Here is an 18,672-nt window from a genome sequence, read left to right as displayed (position 1 = left end):
CGGCCCCCGGACGATCAGCATCCCGGCTGCTTCCGGCGCGGGCGGGCTCCGCCCAGCGCGAACGACGGCATACCGAGGACCCTCCCCGGGACAGGCTTGCCGGTATGAAGATCCTCCTGCTCGGCGGCTCGTCCTTCCTGGGGCGGGCGTTCGCCTCCGAAGCCCTCGCACGCGGCCACGCGGTCACCACGTTCAACCGGGGCCGCTCCGGCGGCGACCTGCCCGGCGTCGAGGTCGTCCGCGGCGACCGCGACTCGGCCGACGACCTGGCGCGGCTGGTCGAGGACCGGCGCTGGGACACCGTGGTCGACACCTCGGCCCAGCAGCCCGCCCAGGCCGCGCTCTCCGCGCGGCTGCTGCGCGGACGCGCCGGCCACTACGTCCTGGTCTCCTCCGTCCACGCCTTCGCGGACTGGCCGGCCCAAGTGATCGACGAGTCCTCGGCCCTCCACCCCTGCCCGGCCGACACCCCGCCCGGCCAGGAGTTCAGCACCGCGCTCAAGGCCGGCTGCGAGCGCGCGGTGCTGGAACAGTTCGGGGCCGAGCACACCACGATCCTCAACAGCGGACTGCTGATCGGCCCGCACGAGCGCGGCGGCCGGCTCCCGTGGTGGCTGGAGCGGATGGCCCGGGGCGGCCGGGTGCTGGCACCGGGGGACCCGGAGCGGACGGTGCAGTTGATCGACGTCCGGGACTTCGCGGTGTTCGGGCTCGACCTGGTGACGGCGGGCACGGCGGGCCGCTACGTCACCACGGCGCCGCCCGGCCGGCTGACCTACCGGGAATTCCTGACGGGCTGCATCGCGGCGGTGGGGGCGGGCGGCGACGGCGACGGGCCCGGTATCGGGGCCGGGGCCGAGTTGGTCTGGGTCGAGGACGCGCCGCTGCTGGCCGAGGGGCCGGACAGCGTCCAGCCGTGGAGCGAACTCCCCCTCTGGGCGCCCGGTCTGCCCACCATGGCCGGCATCTGGCTCGCCGACACCACCCGGGCGGAGGCCGCCGGGCTGCGCTGCCGCCCGTTCGCCGAGACCGCGCGGGACACCTGGACCTGGCTGCAGGAGCGCGGGCCGGCCGGCGACACCGAAGCCGACGGACGCAAGCGCGGCCGGATCGTGCACGGCATCGAGCCCGCGAAGGAGCAGCGGCTGCTGGCCGCGCGGCCCTGAGCGGGACCGCCGAGCAGAGCCACCGCCGCACAGGACCGCTGGGCAGGGCCTGCCGAGCGGAGCTGCGGCCCCGGACGGAACGGCGACGCACGGCCCCGGAACGGGCCCGCAGCGGAGCGGCAGCCGACCGGCGGGCGCGGCCGTGGGGGGTGGGGCGGCCTTCCCACCCCCCACGGCCGGGCGGCGGACGCCTCAGTGACTGCGGCGGGTGACCAGCTCGGCGAGGGCGAGCAGTTCGTCGGCGGCCGACGGCTCGGGCACCGCGACGGCCAGCTGCGCCAGCGCCGCGGCCATCCGCTCGCAGGACTCGCCCTGGGCCCAGGCCCGCCCTCCGGCGCCCTCGACGGCAGCCGCGCAGCTCGCCAGTTCCTCGGCGGTCAGCGTCCGCTCCAGCCCGTACAGCTCGGCCAGTCGGGCACCGTCGGGTGTCCCGGAGCTCAGCGCCGCCACCACCGGCAGCGACTTCTTCCGGGCGACGAGGTCCGCGCCGACCGGCTTCCCGGTGACCGACGGGTCGCCCCAGATGCCGATCAGGTCGTCGATCAGCTGGAACGCCAGGCCGATCTCCCGGCCGAAGCCGTCCATCGCCCGGGCGGCCGTCTCCGAGCCGCCCGCGTACCGGGCCCCCATCGCGCAGGCCGCGCCGAGCAGCGCACCGGTCTTGGCCTCGGCCATCGCCAGGCACTCGGCCAGCGAAACGTCACTGCGCTGCTCGAAGGCGCAGTCGATCTGCTGCCCCTCGCAGAGCTCCACCACGCAGTCGGCCAGCCGGCGGACGGCGTCGGTCGCGGCCGGGTGGCCGTCCTCGGCGAGCAGGCGCAGCGCCAGCGCGTGCATGGCGTCGCCGGCGAGGATCGCCTCGGTGGTGCCGAACACCCGCCACGCGGTGGGGCGGTGCCGCCTGGTCTCGTCCCGGTCGATGATGTCGTCGTGCAGCAGCGTGAAGTTGTGCACCAGCTCGACGGCCGCCGCGGCGGCGGTGGCCGAGGCCGGGCTGCCGCCGAGGGCCTGGGCGGCGGCCAGCACCAGGGCCGGCCGGATGGCCTTCCCGGAGGGTGCGGCGGCCGGCGAACCGTCCGCCTCCCACCAGCCGAAGTGGTAGCCCGCGACCCGGCGCATGGTGCCGGGCAGCGAGTCGACGGCGGCGCGCAGGACCGGATCGACCAGGCCGCGGGCGCGGGCGAGGACGTCCTCGGCCTCGTGCCCCTCCCGGTGGTCGCGCTCCAGCGTGAACATTCCCATGGGTCCTCCCCCTTGGCGGTGCGACGTGCCGGTGCAGCGGACGGCGTCGCCCGGCCGGACACGGGTGCCCCGGCCGGGCGACGCGGTTCGCCGGCCCCGGTCAGCCCTGGTGGTGCGAGAGGTCGACGTTCTCCAGGACGCCGACGGCGTCCGGCACCAGAATGGCGGCGGAGTAGTAGGCGCTCACGAGATAGGAAATGATGGCCTTCTCACTGATTCCCATGAATCGGACCGAGAGGGCCGGCTCGTATTCATCGGGAATTCCGGTCTGGTGCAGACCCACGACGCCCTGGTTGTCCTCGCCGGTGCGCATGGCGAGGATCGAGCTGGTGTTCCCGCCGACGATCGGGATCTTGTCGCACGGGAAGACCGGCACGCCGCGCCAGCCGAACACCTGCCGGCCCTGGACCTCGACGGTGTCCGGGTAGAGGCCGCGCCGGTTGCACTCGCGGCCGAAGGCGGCGATGGCCCGCGGGTGGGCCAGGAACAGCTTGGTGCCGCGGCGGCGGCTCAGCAGCTCGTCCATGTCGTCCGGGGTGGGCGGGCCGGAGTGGGTCTGGATCCGCTGCTCGTGGTCGGCGTTGTTGAGCAGGCCGAACTCCGGGTTGTTGACCAGCTCGTGCTCCTGGCGCTCGCGCAGCGCCTCAATGGTCAGCCGGAGCTGGTGCTCGGTCTGGTTCATCGGCTGGTTGTAGAGGTCGGCGACCCGGGTGTGCACCTTGAGCACGGTCTGCGCGACGCTGAGCTCGTACTCGCGCGGCCTGAGCTCGTAGTCCACGAAGGCGCCGGGCAGCTCGTACTCGCCGTGGTGGCCGGCGGAGAGGCCGATGGCCGCCTCGCCGTGCTTGTTCTGCGGCGCCTGGAACCCGGCGAGGTACTCCATGACCTGCAGCTGGAGCGCCTCGGAGCGGTCCGCGAGCTCCTGGAAGGCGGGCCAGGAGAGCGCGAGGACGGTGCCGGCCGTCGCCGCCCGCACCGTGTACGTCCAGGTGCCGTCCTCCTGCTTGAGCACCTCGTCGCCCAGGTGGTCGCCGTCGGCCACGGTGCCGACCACCGCCTCCTCGCCGTATTTGCCCGTTCCGATCCGGTTGAGCTTGCCGTACGCGATGATGAAGACCTCGTCGATCGGCGCGCCCGCCGCGACCAGGACCTCACCGGCGGAGAACTCGCGTTGGACGAAGCGCCCGGCCAGTTCCTCCAGCACGGCGTCGTCCTCGAAACCACGCAGCACGGGCAGCTCGCGCAGCGTCGGCGGGACGACCCGCACCGCGGGGCCGGTCCGGTCGAGGCCGACCCGGCCGCGCCCGACGGTGTGGCGCAGCCGCCGGTTCACCCGGTAGGTGCCGCCCGAGACCTCGACCCACGGCAGCGTCCTGAGCAGCCAGCGCGGGCTGATCCCCTGCATCTGCGGCGCGGACTTGGTGGTGGTCGCGAGGTTCCGCGCCGCCACCGTGGCCAGGCTCTGCTGCTCCCGGGTCTGCGGTGCGCCGCCCGGTGCGGGAATACCGGTGTTGGTTTCGGTCGACATGTGGGAGCCCTTCGCATACCCGTGCCCGATGAGGTGACATCTTGCACCCCTCATGGTGGGGCCGTTCGGAGGGCATCCGCAATCACTCTTTCGAGTGGTCGGGATAACCGAAAAAATAGTACGAATAGAATGTCTGATCGATATTAATTCGAGCAAGTGATCCAACGACTTTCGGAACACGACCCTCCGGTTCGCCTCCCGGGCCGCGCACGCCGGACCCACCCCGCGTTCACGCCGACGCAAGGGGCCGCTAAGGTGCCACTTCAAGGGTCACGGGGCCAGTTGACGAGCGCGGCCGCACCGGATGCCCTCCCCTCGTTCACCCCTGCCCTGGGAGGCCTGATGAGCGCCCCCGTCACTGTCTGGCTCAACCGCACGTACGCCGAGAACGTGTTCTTCATCGAACAGTTGCGCGCCGCACCGCGTCCGGTCCGGATCCACGCCACCCACCTCGACCCCGACTCCCCGGTCCTCGCCGCGGCCGACCACGCCGGTCTGGAACCCGCCGACCTCACCCCGGACGCCTACGTCGCCTTCGCGCTCGACTACTGCGCCCGCCACTCCGTCGACGTCTTCCTGCCCCGCCTGCACCAGCTGGCGATATCCCTGCACCGCCACGAGTTCGAGGCGGTCGGCACCTCCCTCGCCTGCCCGCCCGCCGCGGCCATCGCGGCCTTCGCGAGCAAGGCGGACGGCTACGCGGCGATCGCCGACGCCGGGCTCCCCACCCCGCCCTGGTGGCTGGTCCGCACCGCCGAGGACCTGGTCACCGCCGTCGACCGGATCGAGTCGGCCGGCCTCACCGCCTGCCTGAAGCCCGCCTCCGGCGCCGGCGGCGAGGGCTTCCGGATGCTCACCCGGGAACCGTTCGGCCTGCACCGGCTGGCCGGCTGGGACAGCCGGGTCCAGGTCGACCAGGTGGCCGCCGCGCTGACCGACGCCGCGCGGGAGAACCCCGGCGAGCCGGCCGACCTGCTGGTCATGCCCTACCTGGACGGCCCCGAGATATCGGTGGACTGCCTCGCCGACCTCGACGGCACCCTGCTGGCCGCCGTGGGCCGCAGCAAGCACCGGCGCCGCCGCACCTTCACCACCGCGCCCCGGTACCTCGAACCCGCCCGCCGCCTGGTCGAGGCGACCGGGATGGCGTTCCTCTCCAACGTGCAGTTCCGCCACCTGCACGGCGAACCGGTGGTCATCGACGTCAACACCCGCCCCTCCGGCGGCCTGCACCAGCTGGGCCTCTGCGGCCTCAACCTGCCCTGGAACGCGGTGCAGCTGGCGCTCGGCGAACGCCCGGACACCGAGTGGACCGTGGATCCGGCGAGCGTCGAGTACACGCTGGTCTCCGGCGTCCAGCCGGTGCTGCCGCGCCAGTCGCCGTTCGCCCCGCCGCCCGCGCTGCCGTCCGTCGCCCCGGCCGGGCACCCCGAGGTCCAGCTGGTGCACTGACCGCTCCGGAGCGGGCCGCTCACCCCTTCAGAGCGGCCCGTTCCAGTCCAGCGTCGGCTCCAGCACGCCCTCCAGGGTGAGCAGCCAGCGCTTCACGTCGATCCCGACCCGGCCACCGCCGAAGCCGCCGATCCCGTCCGCCGCCACCACCCGGTGGCAGGGCACCAGCATCGCGACGGGGTTGGCCGCCATCATCTGCCCGACCGTCCGGGCCGCCAGCCCGGGCTCCTCGACACCGCCGAACACCCCGCTCCGGGAGGCCAGTTCGCCGTACGTGATGGTCCGCCCGTACGGCACCTCGCGGAACAGCGTCTGCAGCACGGCCCGGTGCGGCCCGGTGCTCAGGCTCCAGTCGATCGGCAGGTCCAGCTCACGGCGCCGGCCCGCCAGGTACTCGCCGACCCGGTCGGTGACCGCGGCGATCTTCGTGTCGTCGGCGCAGCGCGGCAGCTCGCCGGGGTTCCCGAGGTAGCCGATCGCCGCCACCCCCTGCGGCGTCACCGCCACGTGCAGCGGGCCGCTCGGCAGCGGCGTCTCCACCGTCAGCCACGACATCGGCCCCGCCCCGTACCGCTCCACCACGTCCGAACCCCCGCCCAGCCCCGCCGGACCGGCCGCCGGCCACCCCGTCGCCCGGGGGACGCGCGCGGACCACCCGCCCCGCGCGCCATCGTACGGCGGGCCGGGTACGCGGTCCGGTGCGTCCGCCGTTACAGCCGGCCCTTCAGCTCCGCGGCGAGCGCCCGCGACCAGTGGGACAGTTCCGCCCGGTCGGGAGTCCGGCCCTCGCAGAGGGCGCCGAGCTGCGCGTCGTTGATCCGGTTCGGCCCCGGGATCTCCAGCAGGTACGCGAGTTCCTCCAGCACGGTGGCGAGCCGCTTGGCGTCGGTGTGGTCCAGGGCGACGGCCGCCTCGTGGTGGCCGATGGTGAGTGAACCGGGCATGACCTACCTCCTCCGTCCGCCCCCGCACTCCCTCCACCGTACGACCGCCCGGCCCGGCGTGCCCCCCGTACCGCGCGCCGCTACCGCGCTCCCGCGCCGCGCCGCCGTACCGCGCCGCCGTGCCGTGGCCGGTCCTCGGCGGGCCCGGTCAGTCGGGCCCCCCGCCGGGCCCCGGGCGCACGCCCGCCGCAGCCGGCGCCGCCTCCCCCGGCGGCTGCGCCGGCCCGTCCCAGCCCCGGCCGCGCACCTCGCGCACCGCCAGCACGGCCGCCCCGGCCAGCAGCTGCCACCCCGCGCCGAACAGCAGGACGCGGGACACCCCGACCCGGTCGGCCACCGGCCCGGCCGCCGCGAGGCCGAGCGGCCCGAGCACGAACGCGCCCAGTCCGCCGAACGCGGTCACCCTGGCCAGCACCCCGGCCGGCACCCAGCGCTGCCGCGTCGAGTCGAACAGCGCGCCGCAGACCGCCGATCCCGCCCCGGCCACCGACGCGGCCAGGAGCGTCCAGCCCAGCGCCGCCCCGGCCGCGAGCGCCGCGGAGGGCAGCGCCCAACCGAGGCTCGCCACCGTCGCCACCGCGAGCGGCCGGGCCGGCCTGCGTCCCAGCATCAGCAGGCCGCCCAGCACCGCACCGACCCCGTACACGCCCATCACCAGGCCCCAGGCCCGCGCCCCGCCCAGCTCGCGCTGCGCGGTCAGCGGTCCCAGCACCAGGAACGGCGCCCAGACCAGCAGGTTGAAGAGCGCCATCTGCACGGTGGTGACCCAGAGCCAGCGCCGCGAGCGGAACTCCGCCCAGCCGGCGCGGAGTTCGGCCGACATCGAGTCCGCGCCACCCGCGCCCGGCCCGGCCTTCCCGGCCTCCCCGGTCGGCCCGCCCGGCCCGACCGGCCCGACCGCCGAGGTCCGGGCCAGCGCCAGCGCAGCGATCCCGTACGTCACCGCGTCGATCAGCAGCACCGCACCCGGACCGTACCCCGCCGTGATCACCCCGGCGAGCGCCGGTCCGGCCACCATCGACACCGAACGGGCCAGCCCCAGCAGGGCGTTGGCGTCCGGCAGACGCTCCTTCCGGCGCACCAGCGCCGGCACCGACGCGCCCAGCGCCGGTATGAACAGCCCCTCGCCGAGCCCCCAGGCGGCGACCAGCGCCGCCATCGCCCAGACCGGCGCGTGCCCGGTCGCCAGCGCCGCCGCGAACCCGCCCTGCACCGCGCAGCGCAGCACGTCCGACCCCAGCATCACCCGGCGACTGCCCAGCCGGTCGGCGACCACCCCGCCGACCAGCATCACCAGCACGATCGGCAGGATCCGGGCAGCCATCACCCAACCCAGCTCGGTCCCGCCGCCCCCGCCGTCGAGCACCGCGAACGCCACGGCCACCGGCGCCATCGAGGAGCCGACCAGCGAGGTCGCGTAACCGACGAAGAACCACCCGAAATCACGTTCCCCCAGCACGGCCAGACGGCCGTCCGGCCGTCGGCGGCGGGCCCGCCCCCACTCCGCTTCCCCTGTCACGGGCGCCAAGTCTGCCCGCGCACGAAGGCCGCCGACAAGGACTTCCGGTGAAAAACCTGAGCCTATTCGACTCATTTTCTCGAAACCGCGCCACCACCGCAGTAAACTCCCGGAAAACCCTCTCCCACCTGCTATTTACTGCGATGGCAAGCACTACTCCGGCGCCCTCGGACATCGCCGTTTACTGCGGAAAGAAGACGCCGATGCCACCCCAGCCGCCGGTCGAGTACGCCGTCGCCGTCGAGCGCTACCTGGCCGCCTCTGGGCTCGGCGCCGCCTCCCGCCGCGTCTACCGGATCGCCCTGCACACCTGGACCTGGGCCCTGGCCGACCGCCCCGCCCCCACCGGCCCCGAGCGGCGCCGCGCCCGTCCGCCCGTCCTGCCGCTCGCCCGGCTCGACCACCCGGACACCCCCGCCCGCCTCCTGGCCGCCGCCGACCGGCGCGCCGGCGAGGCCGACCCGCGCACCCTCAACCGCGAGCTCGCCATCCTGCGGGCCGCCACCTCCTGGTGGCGCGCCCAGGACTGGATCGACACCGACCCGGCCGCCGGCCTGCGCCCGCACACCGCCCACGCCGCAGCCCCGGCCCCGCTCACCCCCGAACAGCTCCACACCCTCTTCGCCCTCGGCGCGCCGCTCCGCGAGCAGACCCTCTGGCGCCTGCTGCACGAGAGCGGAGCCACCGTCGAAGCCGTCCTCGCCCTCGACGTCGACGACCTCGACCTCCCCGGCCGCCGCACCCGCCCCCCGGGTCCGCCCCTGCGCTGGCAGACCGGCACCGCCCGACTGCTCCCGCTCCTCCTCACCGGCCGCACCGCCGGCCCGCTGTTCCTCACCGACCGGCGGGCCCCCGCGGCCACCCCCGCCGCCGACCGCTGCCCCCACACCGGCCGCGGTCGCCTCTCCTACCGCCGCGCCGCCGAACTCTTCACCGCCCGCACCACCGCCCTGTCCCCCGGCGGCTGGACCCTCCGGCGGCTGCGCCCGGCCGCCCGAACGCCCGCCCGCCGGACGCCCGCCCCCTGAGGCCGGCGGACGTGCACCCCTCGACCGGGCGGAGCGCCCACGGTTGCGCGGCCGAAGGCGCACCGGGCCGCGCGGCGGGCAGCAGAACGGCCGGCCGCGGCACTCACGTGCGGCGACCGGCCGTCCCGGGGGTCACGCCTGGGCGAACCCCCGGCGCACCTCCGCGTCGGTGACGACGCCGTTGTGGTGGTCGAGGTCGAGCCGCGCGAGGCCCGCCAGGTGGGCGACCTGCCGGTCGCCGAGCAGCCCGGCCGCCAGCTCGCTGCGCTCGAACGGCCCGACCGCCTCGACGAGGTGGGAGGGGATCCGCGCCGCCCCCGTGTCCAGGTAGGCGTCGCCCTCGCTGGCCCGGGGGGCCTTGAGGCCGTTCCCGATGCCGTGCCGCACCCCCGCGAGCACGGCCGCGAGGGCCGCGTACGGGTTGGCGTCCGCGCCCGGCAGCCGGATCTCCAGGTGGAGGCCCGCGCCGTGGCCGACCACCCGCACCGCGCAGGCGCGGTTGTCCCGGCCCCAGGTGAACCGGGTCGGGGCGAAGGAGTGGTCGCGGAAGCGGCGGTAGGAGTTCACGTAGGGCGCGTAGAGCGGCGCCGTGACCGGAAGCACCTCCAGCAGTCCGGCCACCGCCTGCTCGCCCAGGTCCGACAGCGCGGTACCGCCGGGCCCGCCGAGCACCGGCCCGTCCGCCCCGTACAGGGAGACGTGCAGGTGCATCCCGCTGCCGGTGCCGGTGGCCGGGGACGCCATGAACGTCGGCGCCAGGCCGTGCCGGTCGGCGACCGCCCGGACGGCGTGCTTGAACAGCACGTGCTGGAGGCAGGCGAGCCGCGGGTCGCCGTACGGGAAGGTCACCTCCACCTGCCCGGGGGCGCCCTCCAGCTTCACGGCCTCCACCGGCAGGCCGGCGCCCGCGAGGGCCCGGCGCAGGCTCCGGGTGAAGTCGGCGACCGTGCGGGGCTGGTCGAGGGCGTAGTCCCGGTTGTCCCAGGTCGCCGGGCGCAGCCGGCGGAAGTCCCGGCCGGCGGCGTCCCGGACGCTCCCCTCGTAGAGCACGAACTCCGTCTCCACACCGACCTGCACGCTCAGGCCGTGCTCGGCCAGCAGGGTCAGCTGGTCGTCCAGCAGCGTGTCCGGCGCCACCGGCAGCGGTTCGCCGCCGGACACCGGGCGGCAGGGCACCAGCGCCGTCGCGGGCAGCCACGGCAGCAGCCGAGCGTCCGCGAGGTCGGCCGCCAGGGCCACGTCGGAGAACCCCGTCCCCCACGAGCCGAGTGCCCCGCTCCCGTCCGCCGACATGCCCAGGTCGGTGTCGAACACGTACCCGCACATCTCCGGGGCGAGCCGCCCGGAACCCAGCCGGTCCAGCAGCACCCCGGCGTCGAACTCCTTGCCCTTGAGCCGGCCCTGCCAGTCCACCGCCGCCAGCAGCACGGTGTCGACCCCGCCGCCGCGCACCAGGGCCCGCAGCGGACCGGTGGCGGGGGCACCGACCGGGCGCGCCTCCGAGGAGGCCGGGAGCGCCGGGGAGGGGGCGGCCGCCCGCCGACGACGGGCGGCCGGTCCGCCGGACATCAGATCACGCTCCCGGTCAGCTCGGTCAGTTCGGCGCTCTGCTGCACCGGCGGGTTGTAGGAACGGCCGGCCTTCAGCCACCACAGGCCCGCGCCCAGGAGCGCCACCAGCAGCGCGACGGGCGCGTAGTTGAACGTGTCCGAGGTGACCGGGTACGCCTGGGGGAGGCAGAACAGCACGGTGACCACCGCGACCCAGCAGACCGCCACCACCCCGATCGGCCGGCTCCACCGGCCCAGGGTCCACGGGCCGGCCTGGAACGCCTTCCCCCTGCGCAGCCGGAGGTAGATCGGGATCGCGTAGGCCGGGGTCATCCCCAGGACGTTGATCGCCGTCACCGCCCCGTACGCCACCGGGCTGTACAGCGCGGGCAGGGCCAGGACCAGTGCCGCGCCCACGGCCAGCCAGACGCCGGCCACCGGGGTCCCGGTGCGCGGCGAGACCCGGCTCCAGAGTGCCGAGCCCGGCAGTGCCCCGTCCCGCGAGAACGCGAAGACCATCCGGCTGGCCGCCGCCGTCTCGGCGTTGCCGCAGAAGAGCTGCGCGACGATCACCACCGCGAGCAGCGCCTTGGCGCCGTTGAGGCCCAGCGCGTCGAGGAAGATCTGGGCCGGCGGCACCCCGGTGGCCGAGTCGATGGTGCCCGCGTAGTCCTGGATCGCGAACAGCATGCCGGCCAGCAGCACAAAGCCGGCGATCCAGCTCACCCAGATCGCCCGGACGATGCCGCGCGCGGCGGAGACCGACGCCCGCGTCGTCTCCTCCGACATGTGCGCCGAGGCGTCGTAGCCGGAGAACGTGTACTGCGCCAGCAGCAGACCCAGGCAGGACACGTAGATCGGGTTGGTCCACCCGGTGTTGTTCACGAAGTGCGTGAACACCCAGGTGGTGTCCTGGTGCTGGGAGGGCACGATCATCAGCGCGCCGACGATCACCACGACGCCGCCCAGGTGCCACCAGACCGAGATGCTGTTGAGCACCGACACCAGCCGCACGCCGCGGAGGTTCAGCCCGGCGTGGACCACCAGGATCACCATGAAGATCAGGAACAGCTTGCCCGGGGTCGGCTCGAAGCCCCACTGGAGGTTGGCCAGCGCGCCGACGAACGACGCGGCGCCGTAGTCGATCCCCGCGATACCGCCCACCAGGCCGAGCAGGTTCAGCCAGCCGGTGGCCCAGCCCCAGCGCGGACCGCCGAGCCGGTGGGCCATGAAGTAGAGGGCGCCGCTGGTCGGGTAGGCGCTGGTGACCTCGGCGAGCGCCATGCCCACCAGGACGACCATCAGCCCGACCCCGACCCAGCCCCAGAGCATCACGGCCGGGCCTCCGGTGTTCAGGCCGAAGCCGAACAGCGTCATGCAGCCGCTGAGGATCGAGATGACCGAGAAACTTATCGCGAAGTTCCCGAACTCGCCCATTCTGCGGTTGAGTTTGGGCTCGTAGCCGAGGCGACGGAGCTGGCTGTCGTCGCTGCTGGGAGTTGCGTGTGCGGGTGGCATCGCCGGACCTCCGGGGGGACGGATTCGTGCGGACGGGGAAGCGGCAGGGCGGGCGGGTTCAGCTCTGGCCGCTCGAACTGCCGACGTAGGCCTGGTGCCTGGCGGTGAGCAGCAGGCTCTCCGCCAGTTCCGGGGAGTCGGCGACGTGGATCCACGGCGCCTGGGACGCGAACGACCCGAGGGCACCGAAGACCTCGACGGCCTCCCTCATCCGGACACCGGCCCACAGCGCGTGGGCGAGATGGCTCAGGTCGACGACCGGCCACTGGTCGGGCTGCTCCGTCGCGGTCCAGCTCTCGAACGCGGCCACGGCGCGGTCCCGGTGGGGTTCCCTCAGCCACTGGCGGCGCGCGATGTCCCGCCGCCGGTCGCTGCGGTACTGCTCGACGGACAGGTACAGCGGCAGCACGAACAGCGGCGAGCCGTAGGGCGCGTTCGGCAGCACGAAGTTGACGAAGTCGGTCGCCGACCAGCGGCGCACGGTCAGCCAGTACCGCAGCATCCGGACGTGCGCCTCGCGGTTGAACGGATCGCGCCGGTTCGCCTCGAAGAACAGGCCCCAGGGGCCCGGCGGCAGCATCATGTCCGGTCCCGGATCGCGGTGTTCGGCCCTCCGCTGCTCGGGGTCCAGGGTGGCGAGGGTGAGCAGGCAGAGCCAGGGCACCGGGTCGGCGGGGTGCTCCTCCACCGCGCGCCAGCTCGACTGCCGCGCGTTCTGCTCCAGCTCGACGGCGTCCCGGCGTCCCGCGGCGTGGGCGGCGGCGGCCCGCTCCACCTCGACCCGGAGCCGCAGGATCGCGAGGTCGGGACTCCCCGGCTCCTCCTGGGCCCAGTGCTCCAGCGCGTCGGAACGGGGCGCGACCACACTCAGCACCTGGGTCCTCGCCGATCTCCGGCTCCAGTCGCGCCCGGTCGAGTCCAGCAGAGTCCGGGTGGACAGCCACCGTCCGACCCGCAGGTCGTCGACCGCGGCTCTCAACTCGGCATCCTGGCCGGCGGGGTGATACACGAGCCGCGCCGGCTCCCGGCCGGGCATCGCGTCCATCTGCCGTTCCTTCCTCAGGGCTCAATTCCGTACGCGGGCAGCCTCACCACCCCGGCCAGCCAGGGGAAACCGCTGCCGGGGAATGGGTCGGCACCGTGCACCTCGTTCTCGGCACGGGCCTGACGCGACGTCAGGATAGTCATGGAATACGCACGTTAGGTGACCGGACCGTGACAACGTTAGCGGCGAACCGGTCTCACACGATCCCCATTGATCCGATCCGTCACCGTGCGCCCCCGGACCCGCGGACCGCCCCGGGCGCACCGGCCGACCCGCTGAGCTGTGGTTCTCGGAGAATCGTCCGGATGTCACGAGGAGCCGCCCGGCCGCGCGCAGGGGGCCCGGCAGCCCCGGACGGCCGTCGCGGCGGCGCGCAGAAAAAAGGTGGCGGGCGGACGGGCGGGCGCCGGTGGCCGCCCCGCCCGCCGGGGACAGGCCCACGCGATCGAGCCCGCCGGCCCACGCGATCGGGCCCACGCGAACGGCCCCGGGCGCATCGCCCGGGGCCGTCGGCCGAGCCACCCGCGGTCCGGAGCCGGAGCCCGGCCGGGGTGACGTGCTGAGCCCCCTGTCGGATTCGAACCGACGACCTACGCTTTACAAGAACACCAGTGGATCGATAGCTTGCTCGGAGAGGTCGGGAGAGGGGCGGATAGCCCGACCGGAGGCGTGCCAGCCCCTCCAACTCCGAGGCTAGGAGAGGGGGAGGGTGGCACAAAGAGTGGGGGTTGTGGACCGGATGTGGACTCAGGACACTGCGCGGAGCTGCGGCTTCTCCCGCTGAGCAAGAGCCGCACGCACCGACTCCACAACCTCTGGACCCGCGTGCTGGTAGAGCCAGGTGACCTTCGACCCGCGGTCGTGGCCCATCACCGCTTGGACGTCCTTCTCCGGCACGTTCGCGTCCTTGAGTCGGGTCGCGAAGCGATGCCGGTAGTCATGCATCCGCGGCCACCACTCCACCCTCCCAGTCTCAGGGTTGGTCACCTTCCGAGCCACCCCGGCGGCCTGGATCGCTTCGATCCACACCCGTCGGAAGTTGTGGTGGCTAATCACCCCGCCGCGCGGCCCGCGAAAGATCAACTCCTCCGGGTGCATCCCGGAGTCCGTGTCAGACCTTGCGTCCTTCGGCTTCCAGCGCGTGATCATCTCGTCCACGGCGGCCAACGCACGGGGGGTGAGGGGGACTGTCCGGAAGCCAGCGTTGGTCTTGGGCGCGGGTTGCCGGAACAGGGTGCCCTTGTCTGCCGCGATGACCTCGGCGACCCGTACGGTGGCTGCCGCACGGTCGACGTGGCAGAGCCGCAAACCGGTGTACTCGCCCCACCGCATGCCCGTCTCGTCCGCGACCGCTATGAGCGGGTGGTAGTAGGTCGGCAGGTGCGCCAGGATCCGATCGCACTGCTCGTCGGAGGGCGGCTTGAGGTCGTCGGGGTGCCGGGCCGGCGGCGCCTCCAGCTCGACGCCGAACGTCGGGTTGGTGGTGATCCGCTTGTCGAGGATGGCGGCCTGCATCATGCGCCGCATGAACTCCAGGCATTTCTTGCGGGTGTGGTAGCCCTTCACCTCGTTCTGCAGCCAGGCGTCGAAGTCGATGAAGCCGATACCGGAGAGCTTCCACCCGCCCCACCGCGGCTGGATGTGCTTGGTCCAGATCCCCTGCTTGCGGTTGCGGGTGGTGGGGCGGCCCTTCTTCTTCTGGCTCTCCCACCAGATCTGGTGCCAGTCGGTGACGGTGATTTGACCGCGCTTCGGGTCGAGGTAGGTACCCTGCCGGACGGTGGTCCGGACCTCGTCGAGGAAGGCGAGTGCTTCTTTCTCCTTCGCGAAGTTCTTCGCCTTCTGCTTTCCGTCCGGGCCTCGATACCGGGCCTGCCACGACCCGATGCAGTCACGCCGGGTCCGCCGGTCGCCGGGGAACTCCTCAAGGCAGGGCCTGCATCCGCAGGTCTTGATTCTGATCTGACGGGGGTTGTTTTGCGCCCTACGAGGCAACTCGGGCTCCTGTAGCCGTCCGCTGGGAGGGGATGTGCGGCAGCAATACAGGCGCGCCGCAGGAGCAGACTGCCTCACTTTCGGGCTGGGGGATGGCGAGTTCGGCCAGGACGGCCCGGACGGCGATGAGCGCTGCCGCAGTACCGAGGCCGGCGGGGATGGTGATGATGAGGGTCGCCGGGTCCCAGGGCGTGAGGGTGACCACTGGAGCGGTACTTCTGCGGACGGTGATACACATGCGCGTCCCCCTCGGGGCATGGTGAAGTGCCAGTAGGGCCGCTGGGGGAGGACGGGTCAGCGGTGTGCTGCGTGGTGCTTGAGCACACGAACATAGCGCGCATAGGCCGCGCACGCGAGCATGAAGGGGGCGTACGGCACCGAGTGCCGCGCCGTCTGCGGGGGATGCCGGCTAGGTGAGGGGATCGACGGCGGCCAGCGCCGCCAGTTGCCTCTCGACGATGCGCTGCTCTTCGGCGGTCAGCCGCCGGTACAGCTCCAGCATGCGCTCTTCGGCGTCCGGATTGAGCGGGCCCGGGGTTCGCCGGTTGGCAGCGGCGAAGACCCGCTCCCGCGGCTCGCCAAGGGCGTCCGCGAGCTTGTCGCAGCTCTTGCGAGAGGGGACGCGGGAGCCGTTGGCCCAGGTGTTCACGGCGGAGACGGACACGTTGGCCCGCCGCGCGATCTCAGTCTGCGTGAGCTCAGGGCGGACGTCCTGCACGCGTCGGATCAGCTGCGGGAGCGTTTCGCCGCCCTCGTCAACCGTGTTCATGTCGCCAGCATGCCGGAATGCCTTCCACATATACAAGCGCAACGTGGAAGGCTGGCGCGATTCCTACCATAGGCGAACTTACGTTCGATTGCAGCCGACGCACCCAAACTCTCCGACACTCCCCGCACCTCTTGACCGACATCCACATCCACTGTAGAAATGTGGATGTCGGCAGCGACCAGCTACCGACAGAGATGCGAGGTCCCCATGTCCCGCCTGCACCGCAAGAGCAACGGTCGGCCGATCCGCGAGGCCATGGCCTCCGCGGGGCTGTCCATCCCGCAGCTCGCCGCGGCCACCAGGGTCGCGGACCCGGACGGCCGAGGCGTCAGCAAGTCCATCATCGGAGCCCTCGTCTCCCGCGGGACTTTCACGCGGGACGTGGTCCGAATCCGGACGGCATGGCTCGTCGCCAGCGCCCTCGACCAGCCGCTCCAGGACCTCTTCGACATGCCTGGAGCTTCTACTTCTACACCGGAAAGGTCAATGCCTCATGAGCGTGACCACGCTTCCGCTCCCCCTCCTTAAGCAGCGTGAGCTGCAGGAGTACTTCGGGGTCTCGGACTGGACCGTCAACGGCTGGATCCGCAAGGGCTGCCCGGTCCAGTACCTCCCCAACGGGCACCGCCGCTTCGACCTGGCCGACGTCCGTACGTGGATGGCCACCCAGGCGCCCGCCGGTCGCGAGCAGCGGCGCCGCCAGTCCGAGCACGCGCTGGCCCAGCGCTCCGCCTAACCCCCCTGACACGGGTTGGGCCGCCCCTCGGCTCCACACCAGGGACGGCCCCACGGCCCACCGATCAACACCCGAACACGGAAGGAGGTAGGCCCACCATGGAGCCTACCCGCACCCCTGCCGGATTCCCCCCGGCGCCCACTCCCGTCGTCCCGCTGCGGACGGTGCTCGCGGGCCTCGCCGTACTCCGGACCCGCGCCGGCCTGCCCGCCCAACCGGTCGACACCGTCGAGATCGCCCCCGACGGCCGTCGCGTCACCGTGACCGCCTCGATCGCCGAACTGTCCACCTGGTACGACACGACGAAGCCCCCCGGTGTCGCAGTCGGCGGTCGACACGAACCCCGCCCGGACGGCCAGATCTACGCGACCGGCGGCCTGGACTGGGTCCTGTCGCTCGGCCAGCTCCCCGGCTGCCCCGGCGTGACCCTGTCGGTCGTCGGAACGTCGGCCGCGGACGAGATCCTGCCGGACACCGCGCTCGTGCGGGAGATGTACCCGCAGGCGGTCCGCCGGCAGCACCAGACCCGCGAGGCCGCGGACGTGCTCCGGATGGGGTGGGTCGCGTGATCTGGCTGCTGTACATGGCGGCCGGGTGGACGGCTCTGGGGATCGTCGCCTGCCGCGAGGAGATCGCGGACGTGTGGCGGTCCTACCACCAGCGGGCGGTACTGCGGTCGCGTCCGTGCCCGTGTGGCTGCGGCAACCCGTGGCGCAAGCACAGCCCGATCCGGGGCGCCCGATGATCCCCCTTCTCCTGTTCGGTCTGCCGATCGCGGCTGCCCTGCTCATCGCCTACTGGCCGTCCCGCGAGCAGCTCGCCCGCCGCCGCCGGCGCCGCGCCTACCGCCGGGCCCGCACCGTCACCATCCCCCGCCAGCGCACCAACGACCTCCCGAAGGACGACCGATGACCACCTTCAGCTTCGTCCCGGCCACCCGCGAGACGGCCCGGGCCCGAATCGGCCTCCAGGGCCCCGCCGGGTCCGGCAAGACGAAGTCGGCGATCCGCATCGCCGAGGGCCTCGTCCAGGGCGGTGACATCGGCATCATCGACACGGAGCGAGGCTCCGCGCTGACCTACGCCCCGGTGCCCGGTCGGCCGGACCTCGGCGGGCACCGGTTCCTGCACCTGCCGCTGGACAACTACGACCCGCGCAACCTCATCGAGGCCACCCGGGCCGCGGCGGACGCCCAGCTGCCCGCCCTCATCGTCGACTCCTGGTCGCACTTCTGGAACGGCAAGGGCGGTCTCCTCGAGATCGTCGACCGCGCAGGCTCCGAACGCGGCGCGGGCGGCACGTTCGGCGGCTGGCGGACGGGCAACCCGATCGAGCAGGACATGTTGGAGGCTCTCCTCAACTACCCGGGGCACGTCATCGTGACGATGCGGACCCGCGGGGACTACGTGATCGAGGGCAAGAAGGTCACCAAGGTCGGCGTGAAGGCGGTGCAGCGCGAGGGCGCGGAGTACGAGCTCGGCCTGATCATCGACATGGTCGAGGGCACCGGCACCGTCACCAAGACGAGGTACGAGCCGCTGGAGGGCCTGGTCGTCCATCACCCGGGCGAGGAGCTCGCCGGGGTGATCCTGGAGCAGCTCGGTCAGGGCGTGGACCCGGTGCAGCAGATCATCGCCGAGCTGTTCTCGGACGGGATGACCTACCAGGGCGCGATCGACCTGCACGCCCGGGCGAAGCAGCGGGGCCTGCTCGACCGGCCGGCTTCCCGGCCGGGCTCGGACGAGGCGTCCACGCTGGGCGAGCTGATCGCCGGGGTCGGGAAGTCCCTGCGCCCGGCCGCCGTCCCCGCCCAGGCGCCGCCGCCGGCGGCCGACCCCGACCCGGCAGCCGGGGCGAACGGCGCGGTGCCGCACTCCCTGTCCGACGCCCAGGCCGCCACCGACCGACTGGACGTCCCGACGCCGGCCACTCCGCCGCAGATGCGGAAGATCCACGCCGCGCTCGGCCAGATGGGGATCACGGACCGCACGGAGCGGCTCTCCGTCCTCGGCGCCATCGTCGGCCGCGAGATCGACAGCGCCAACGAGCTCACGAAGGCCGACGCGGGCGAGGTTATCGACCTCTTGGACGCCGCCCTCTCCCAGGACGACCCGGAGGCGAAGTTCCGCGAGTGGGTGGCGCGGACCACGCAGGCCAACGCGGCCTGACCCACCCCGGGC

The 18,672-nt window shown here is 73.3% G+C and carries 19 protein-coding genes and 1 tRNA gene; 8 read left to right on the top strand and 12 right to left on the bottom strand.

The genetic code is table 11. The features are described 5' to 3' along the window. Positions 1-104 precede the first annotated feature (104 nt). Positions 105-1,166, top strand: coding sequence for an NAD-dependent epimerase/dehydratase family protein (locus ACFWOG_RS04620; protein ID WP_329951399.1), 1,062 nt, complete (start codon positions 105-107; stop codon positions 1,164-1,166). 192 nt (positions 1,167-1,358) lie between these two features. On the opposite strand, the gene ACFWOG_RS04615 is transcribed toward ACFWOG_RS04620, so the two are convergent. Further along, complete coding sequence (locus ACFWOG_RS04615) at positions 1,359-2,408, bottom strand: family 2 encapsulin nanocompartment cargo protein polyprenyl transferase (RefSeq protein ID WP_329951398.1); 1,050 nt, start codon at positions 2,406-2,408, stop codon at positions 1,359-1,361. A gap of 100 nt (positions 2,409-2,508) precedes the next feature. Then, entirely contained in the window at positions 2,509-3,936 is a 1,428-nt protein-coding gene (locus ACFWOG_RS04610; protein WP_380354757.1) for a family 2B encapsulin nanocompartment shell protein, read from the bottom strand. A gap of 342 nt (positions 3,937-4,278) precedes the next feature. Between ACFWOG_RS04610 and ACFWOG_RS04605 the strand changes: the two genes are divergently transcribed. Then, the gene (locus ACFWOG_RS04605) at positions 4,279-5,388 is read left to right on the top strand and encodes an ATP-grasp domain-containing protein (RefSeq protein ID WP_380354754.1); all 1,110 of its coding nucleotides are present in this window, start codon (positions 4,279-4,281) and stop codon (positions 5,386-5,388) included. A gap of 27 nt (positions 5,389-5,415) precedes the next feature. Here the strand turns inward: ACFWOG_RS04605 and ACFWOG_RS04600 are convergent, their stop codons facing one another. The 3 genes from ACFWOG_RS04600 to ACFWOG_RS04590 all read right to left on the bottom strand — a co-directional run bounded on the left by ACFWOG_RS04600 (position 5,416) and on the right by ACFWOG_RS04590 (position 7,851). Then, the gene (locus ACFWOG_RS04600) at positions 5,416-5,943 is read right to left on the bottom strand and encodes a methylated-DNA--[protein]-cysteine S-methyltransferase (RefSeq protein ID WP_329951395.1); all 528 of its coding nucleotides are present in this window, start codon (positions 5,941-5,943) and stop codon (positions 5,416-5,418) included. 155 nt (positions 5,944-6,098) lie between these two features. Beyond that, on the bottom strand, positions 6,099-6,332 hold the full coding sequence (locus ACFWOG_RS04595) for a hypothetical protein (RefSeq protein ID WP_329885586.1): 234 nt from the start codon (positions 6,330-6,332) through the stop codon (positions 6,099-6,101). 148 nt (positions 6,333-6,480) lie between these two features. Further along, on the bottom strand, positions 6,481-7,851 hold the full coding sequence (locus ACFWOG_RS04590; protein WP_380354750.1) for an MFS transporter: 1,371 nt from the start codon (positions 7,849-7,851) through the stop codon (positions 6,481-6,483). A 203-nt stretch (positions 7,852-8,054) separates the two neighbouring features. On the opposite strand from ACFWOG_RS04590, the gene ACFWOG_RS04585 reads away from it, so the two are divergent. Continuing rightward, positions 8,055-8,879 (top strand): hypothetical protein, encoded by an 825-nt coding sequence (locus tag ACFWOG_RS04585; protein WP_380354747.1) that lies wholly within the window; start codon positions 8,055-8,057, stop codon positions 8,877-8,879. A 132-nt stretch (positions 8,880-9,011) separates the two neighbouring features. On the opposite strand, the gene ACFWOG_RS04580 is transcribed toward ACFWOG_RS04585, so the two are convergent. The 7 genes from ACFWOG_RS04580 to ACFWOG_RS04550 all read right to left on the bottom strand — a co-directional run bounded on the left by ACFWOG_RS04580 (position 9,012) and on the right by ACFWOG_RS04550 (position 15,756). Next, on the bottom strand, positions 9,012-10,448 hold the full coding sequence (locus ACFWOG_RS04580) for a glutamine synthetase family protein (protein ID WP_355408356.1): 1,437 nt from the start codon (positions 10,446-10,448) through the stop codon (positions 9,012-9,014). Further along, on the bottom strand, positions 10,448-11,947 hold the full coding sequence (locus ACFWOG_RS04575; protein ID WP_329951391.1) for an amino acid permease: 1,500 nt from the start codon (positions 11,945-11,947) through the stop codon (positions 10,448-10,450). The genes ACFWOG_RS04580 and ACFWOG_RS04575 overlap by 1 nt, the downstream gene beginning before the upstream one ends. 58 nt (positions 11,948-12,005) lie before the next feature. Beyond that, a complete protein-coding gene (locus ACFWOG_RS04570; RefSeq protein WP_355408354.1) occupies positions 12,006-12,992 on the bottom strand; it encodes a hypothetical protein in 987 nt (328 codons plus the stop codon). Positions 12,993-13,006: 14 nt separating this feature from the next. Continuing rightward, the gene (locus ACFWOG_RS04565) at positions 13,007-13,135 is read right to left on the bottom strand and encodes a hypothetical protein (RefSeq protein ID WP_329885593.1); all 129 of its coding nucleotides are present in this window, start codon (positions 13,133-13,135) and stop codon (positions 13,007-13,009) included. A gap of 419 nt (positions 13,136-13,554) precedes the next feature. Continuing rightward, a tRNA-Thr gene (locus ACFWOG_RS04560) sits at positions 13,555-13,686 on the bottom strand. A 53-nt stretch (positions 13,687-13,739) separates the two neighbouring features. Beyond that, a complete protein-coding gene (locus ACFWOG_RS04555; protein WP_380354744.1) occupies positions 13,740-14,987 on the bottom strand; it encodes a tyrosine-type recombinase/integrase in 1,248 nt (415 codons plus the stop codon). A 409-nt stretch (positions 14,988-15,396) separates the two neighbouring features. Further along, entirely contained in the window at positions 15,397-15,756 is a 360-nt protein-coding gene (locus ACFWOG_RS04550) for a helix-turn-helix transcriptional regulator (protein WP_380354741.1), read from the bottom strand. Positions 15,757-16,249: 493 nt separating this feature from the next. Here ACFWOG_RS04550 and ACFWOG_RS04545 point away from each other — a divergent pair, with 493 nt between their 5' ends. From ACFWOG_RS04545 to ACFWOG_RS04525, 5 genes are all read left to right on the top strand, one after another. Further along, the gene (locus tag ACFWOG_RS04545) at positions 16,250-16,492 is read left to right on the top strand and encodes a hypothetical protein (protein ID WP_380354738.1); all 243 of its coding nucleotides are present in this window, start codon (positions 16,250-16,252) and stop codon (positions 16,490-16,492) included. 98 nt (positions 16,493-16,590) lie between these two features. Further along, positions 16,591-17,061, top strand: coding sequence for a hypothetical protein (locus ACFWOG_RS04540; RefSeq protein ID WP_380354735.1), 471 nt, complete (start codon positions 16,591-16,593; stop codon positions 17,059-17,061). After that, a complete protein-coding gene (locus ACFWOG_RS04535; RefSeq protein WP_380354734.1) occupies positions 17,058-17,237 on the top strand; it encodes a hypothetical protein in 180 nt (59 codons plus the stop codon). Before ACFWOG_RS04540 ends, ACFWOG_RS04535 begins: the two co-directional genes overlap by 4 nt. Continuing rightward, on the top strand, positions 17,234-17,404 hold the full coding sequence (locus tag ACFWOG_RS04530) for a hypothetical protein (protein WP_380354731.1): 171 nt from the start codon (positions 17,234-17,236) through the stop codon (positions 17,402-17,404). The genes ACFWOG_RS04535 and ACFWOG_RS04530 overlap by 4 nt, the downstream gene beginning before the upstream one ends. Beyond that, on the top strand, positions 17,401-18,660 hold the full coding sequence (locus ACFWOG_RS04525; RefSeq protein ID WP_380354729.1) for an AAA family ATPase: 1,260 nt from the start codon (positions 17,401-17,403) through the stop codon (positions 18,658-18,660). Before ACFWOG_RS04530 ends, ACFWOG_RS04525 begins: the two co-directional genes overlap by 4 nt. Positions 18,661-18,672: the final 12 nt, after the last annotated feature.

This window comes from Kitasatospora sp. NPDC058406 (genome assembly GCF_042722765.1).
GTDB lineage: Bacteria > Actinomycetota > Actinomycetes > Streptomycetales > Streptomycetaceae > Kitasatospora.
The sequence above is the reverse complement of the archived record's forward strand: the minus strand, read 5'-3'. Positions and strand labels throughout refer to the sequence as shown.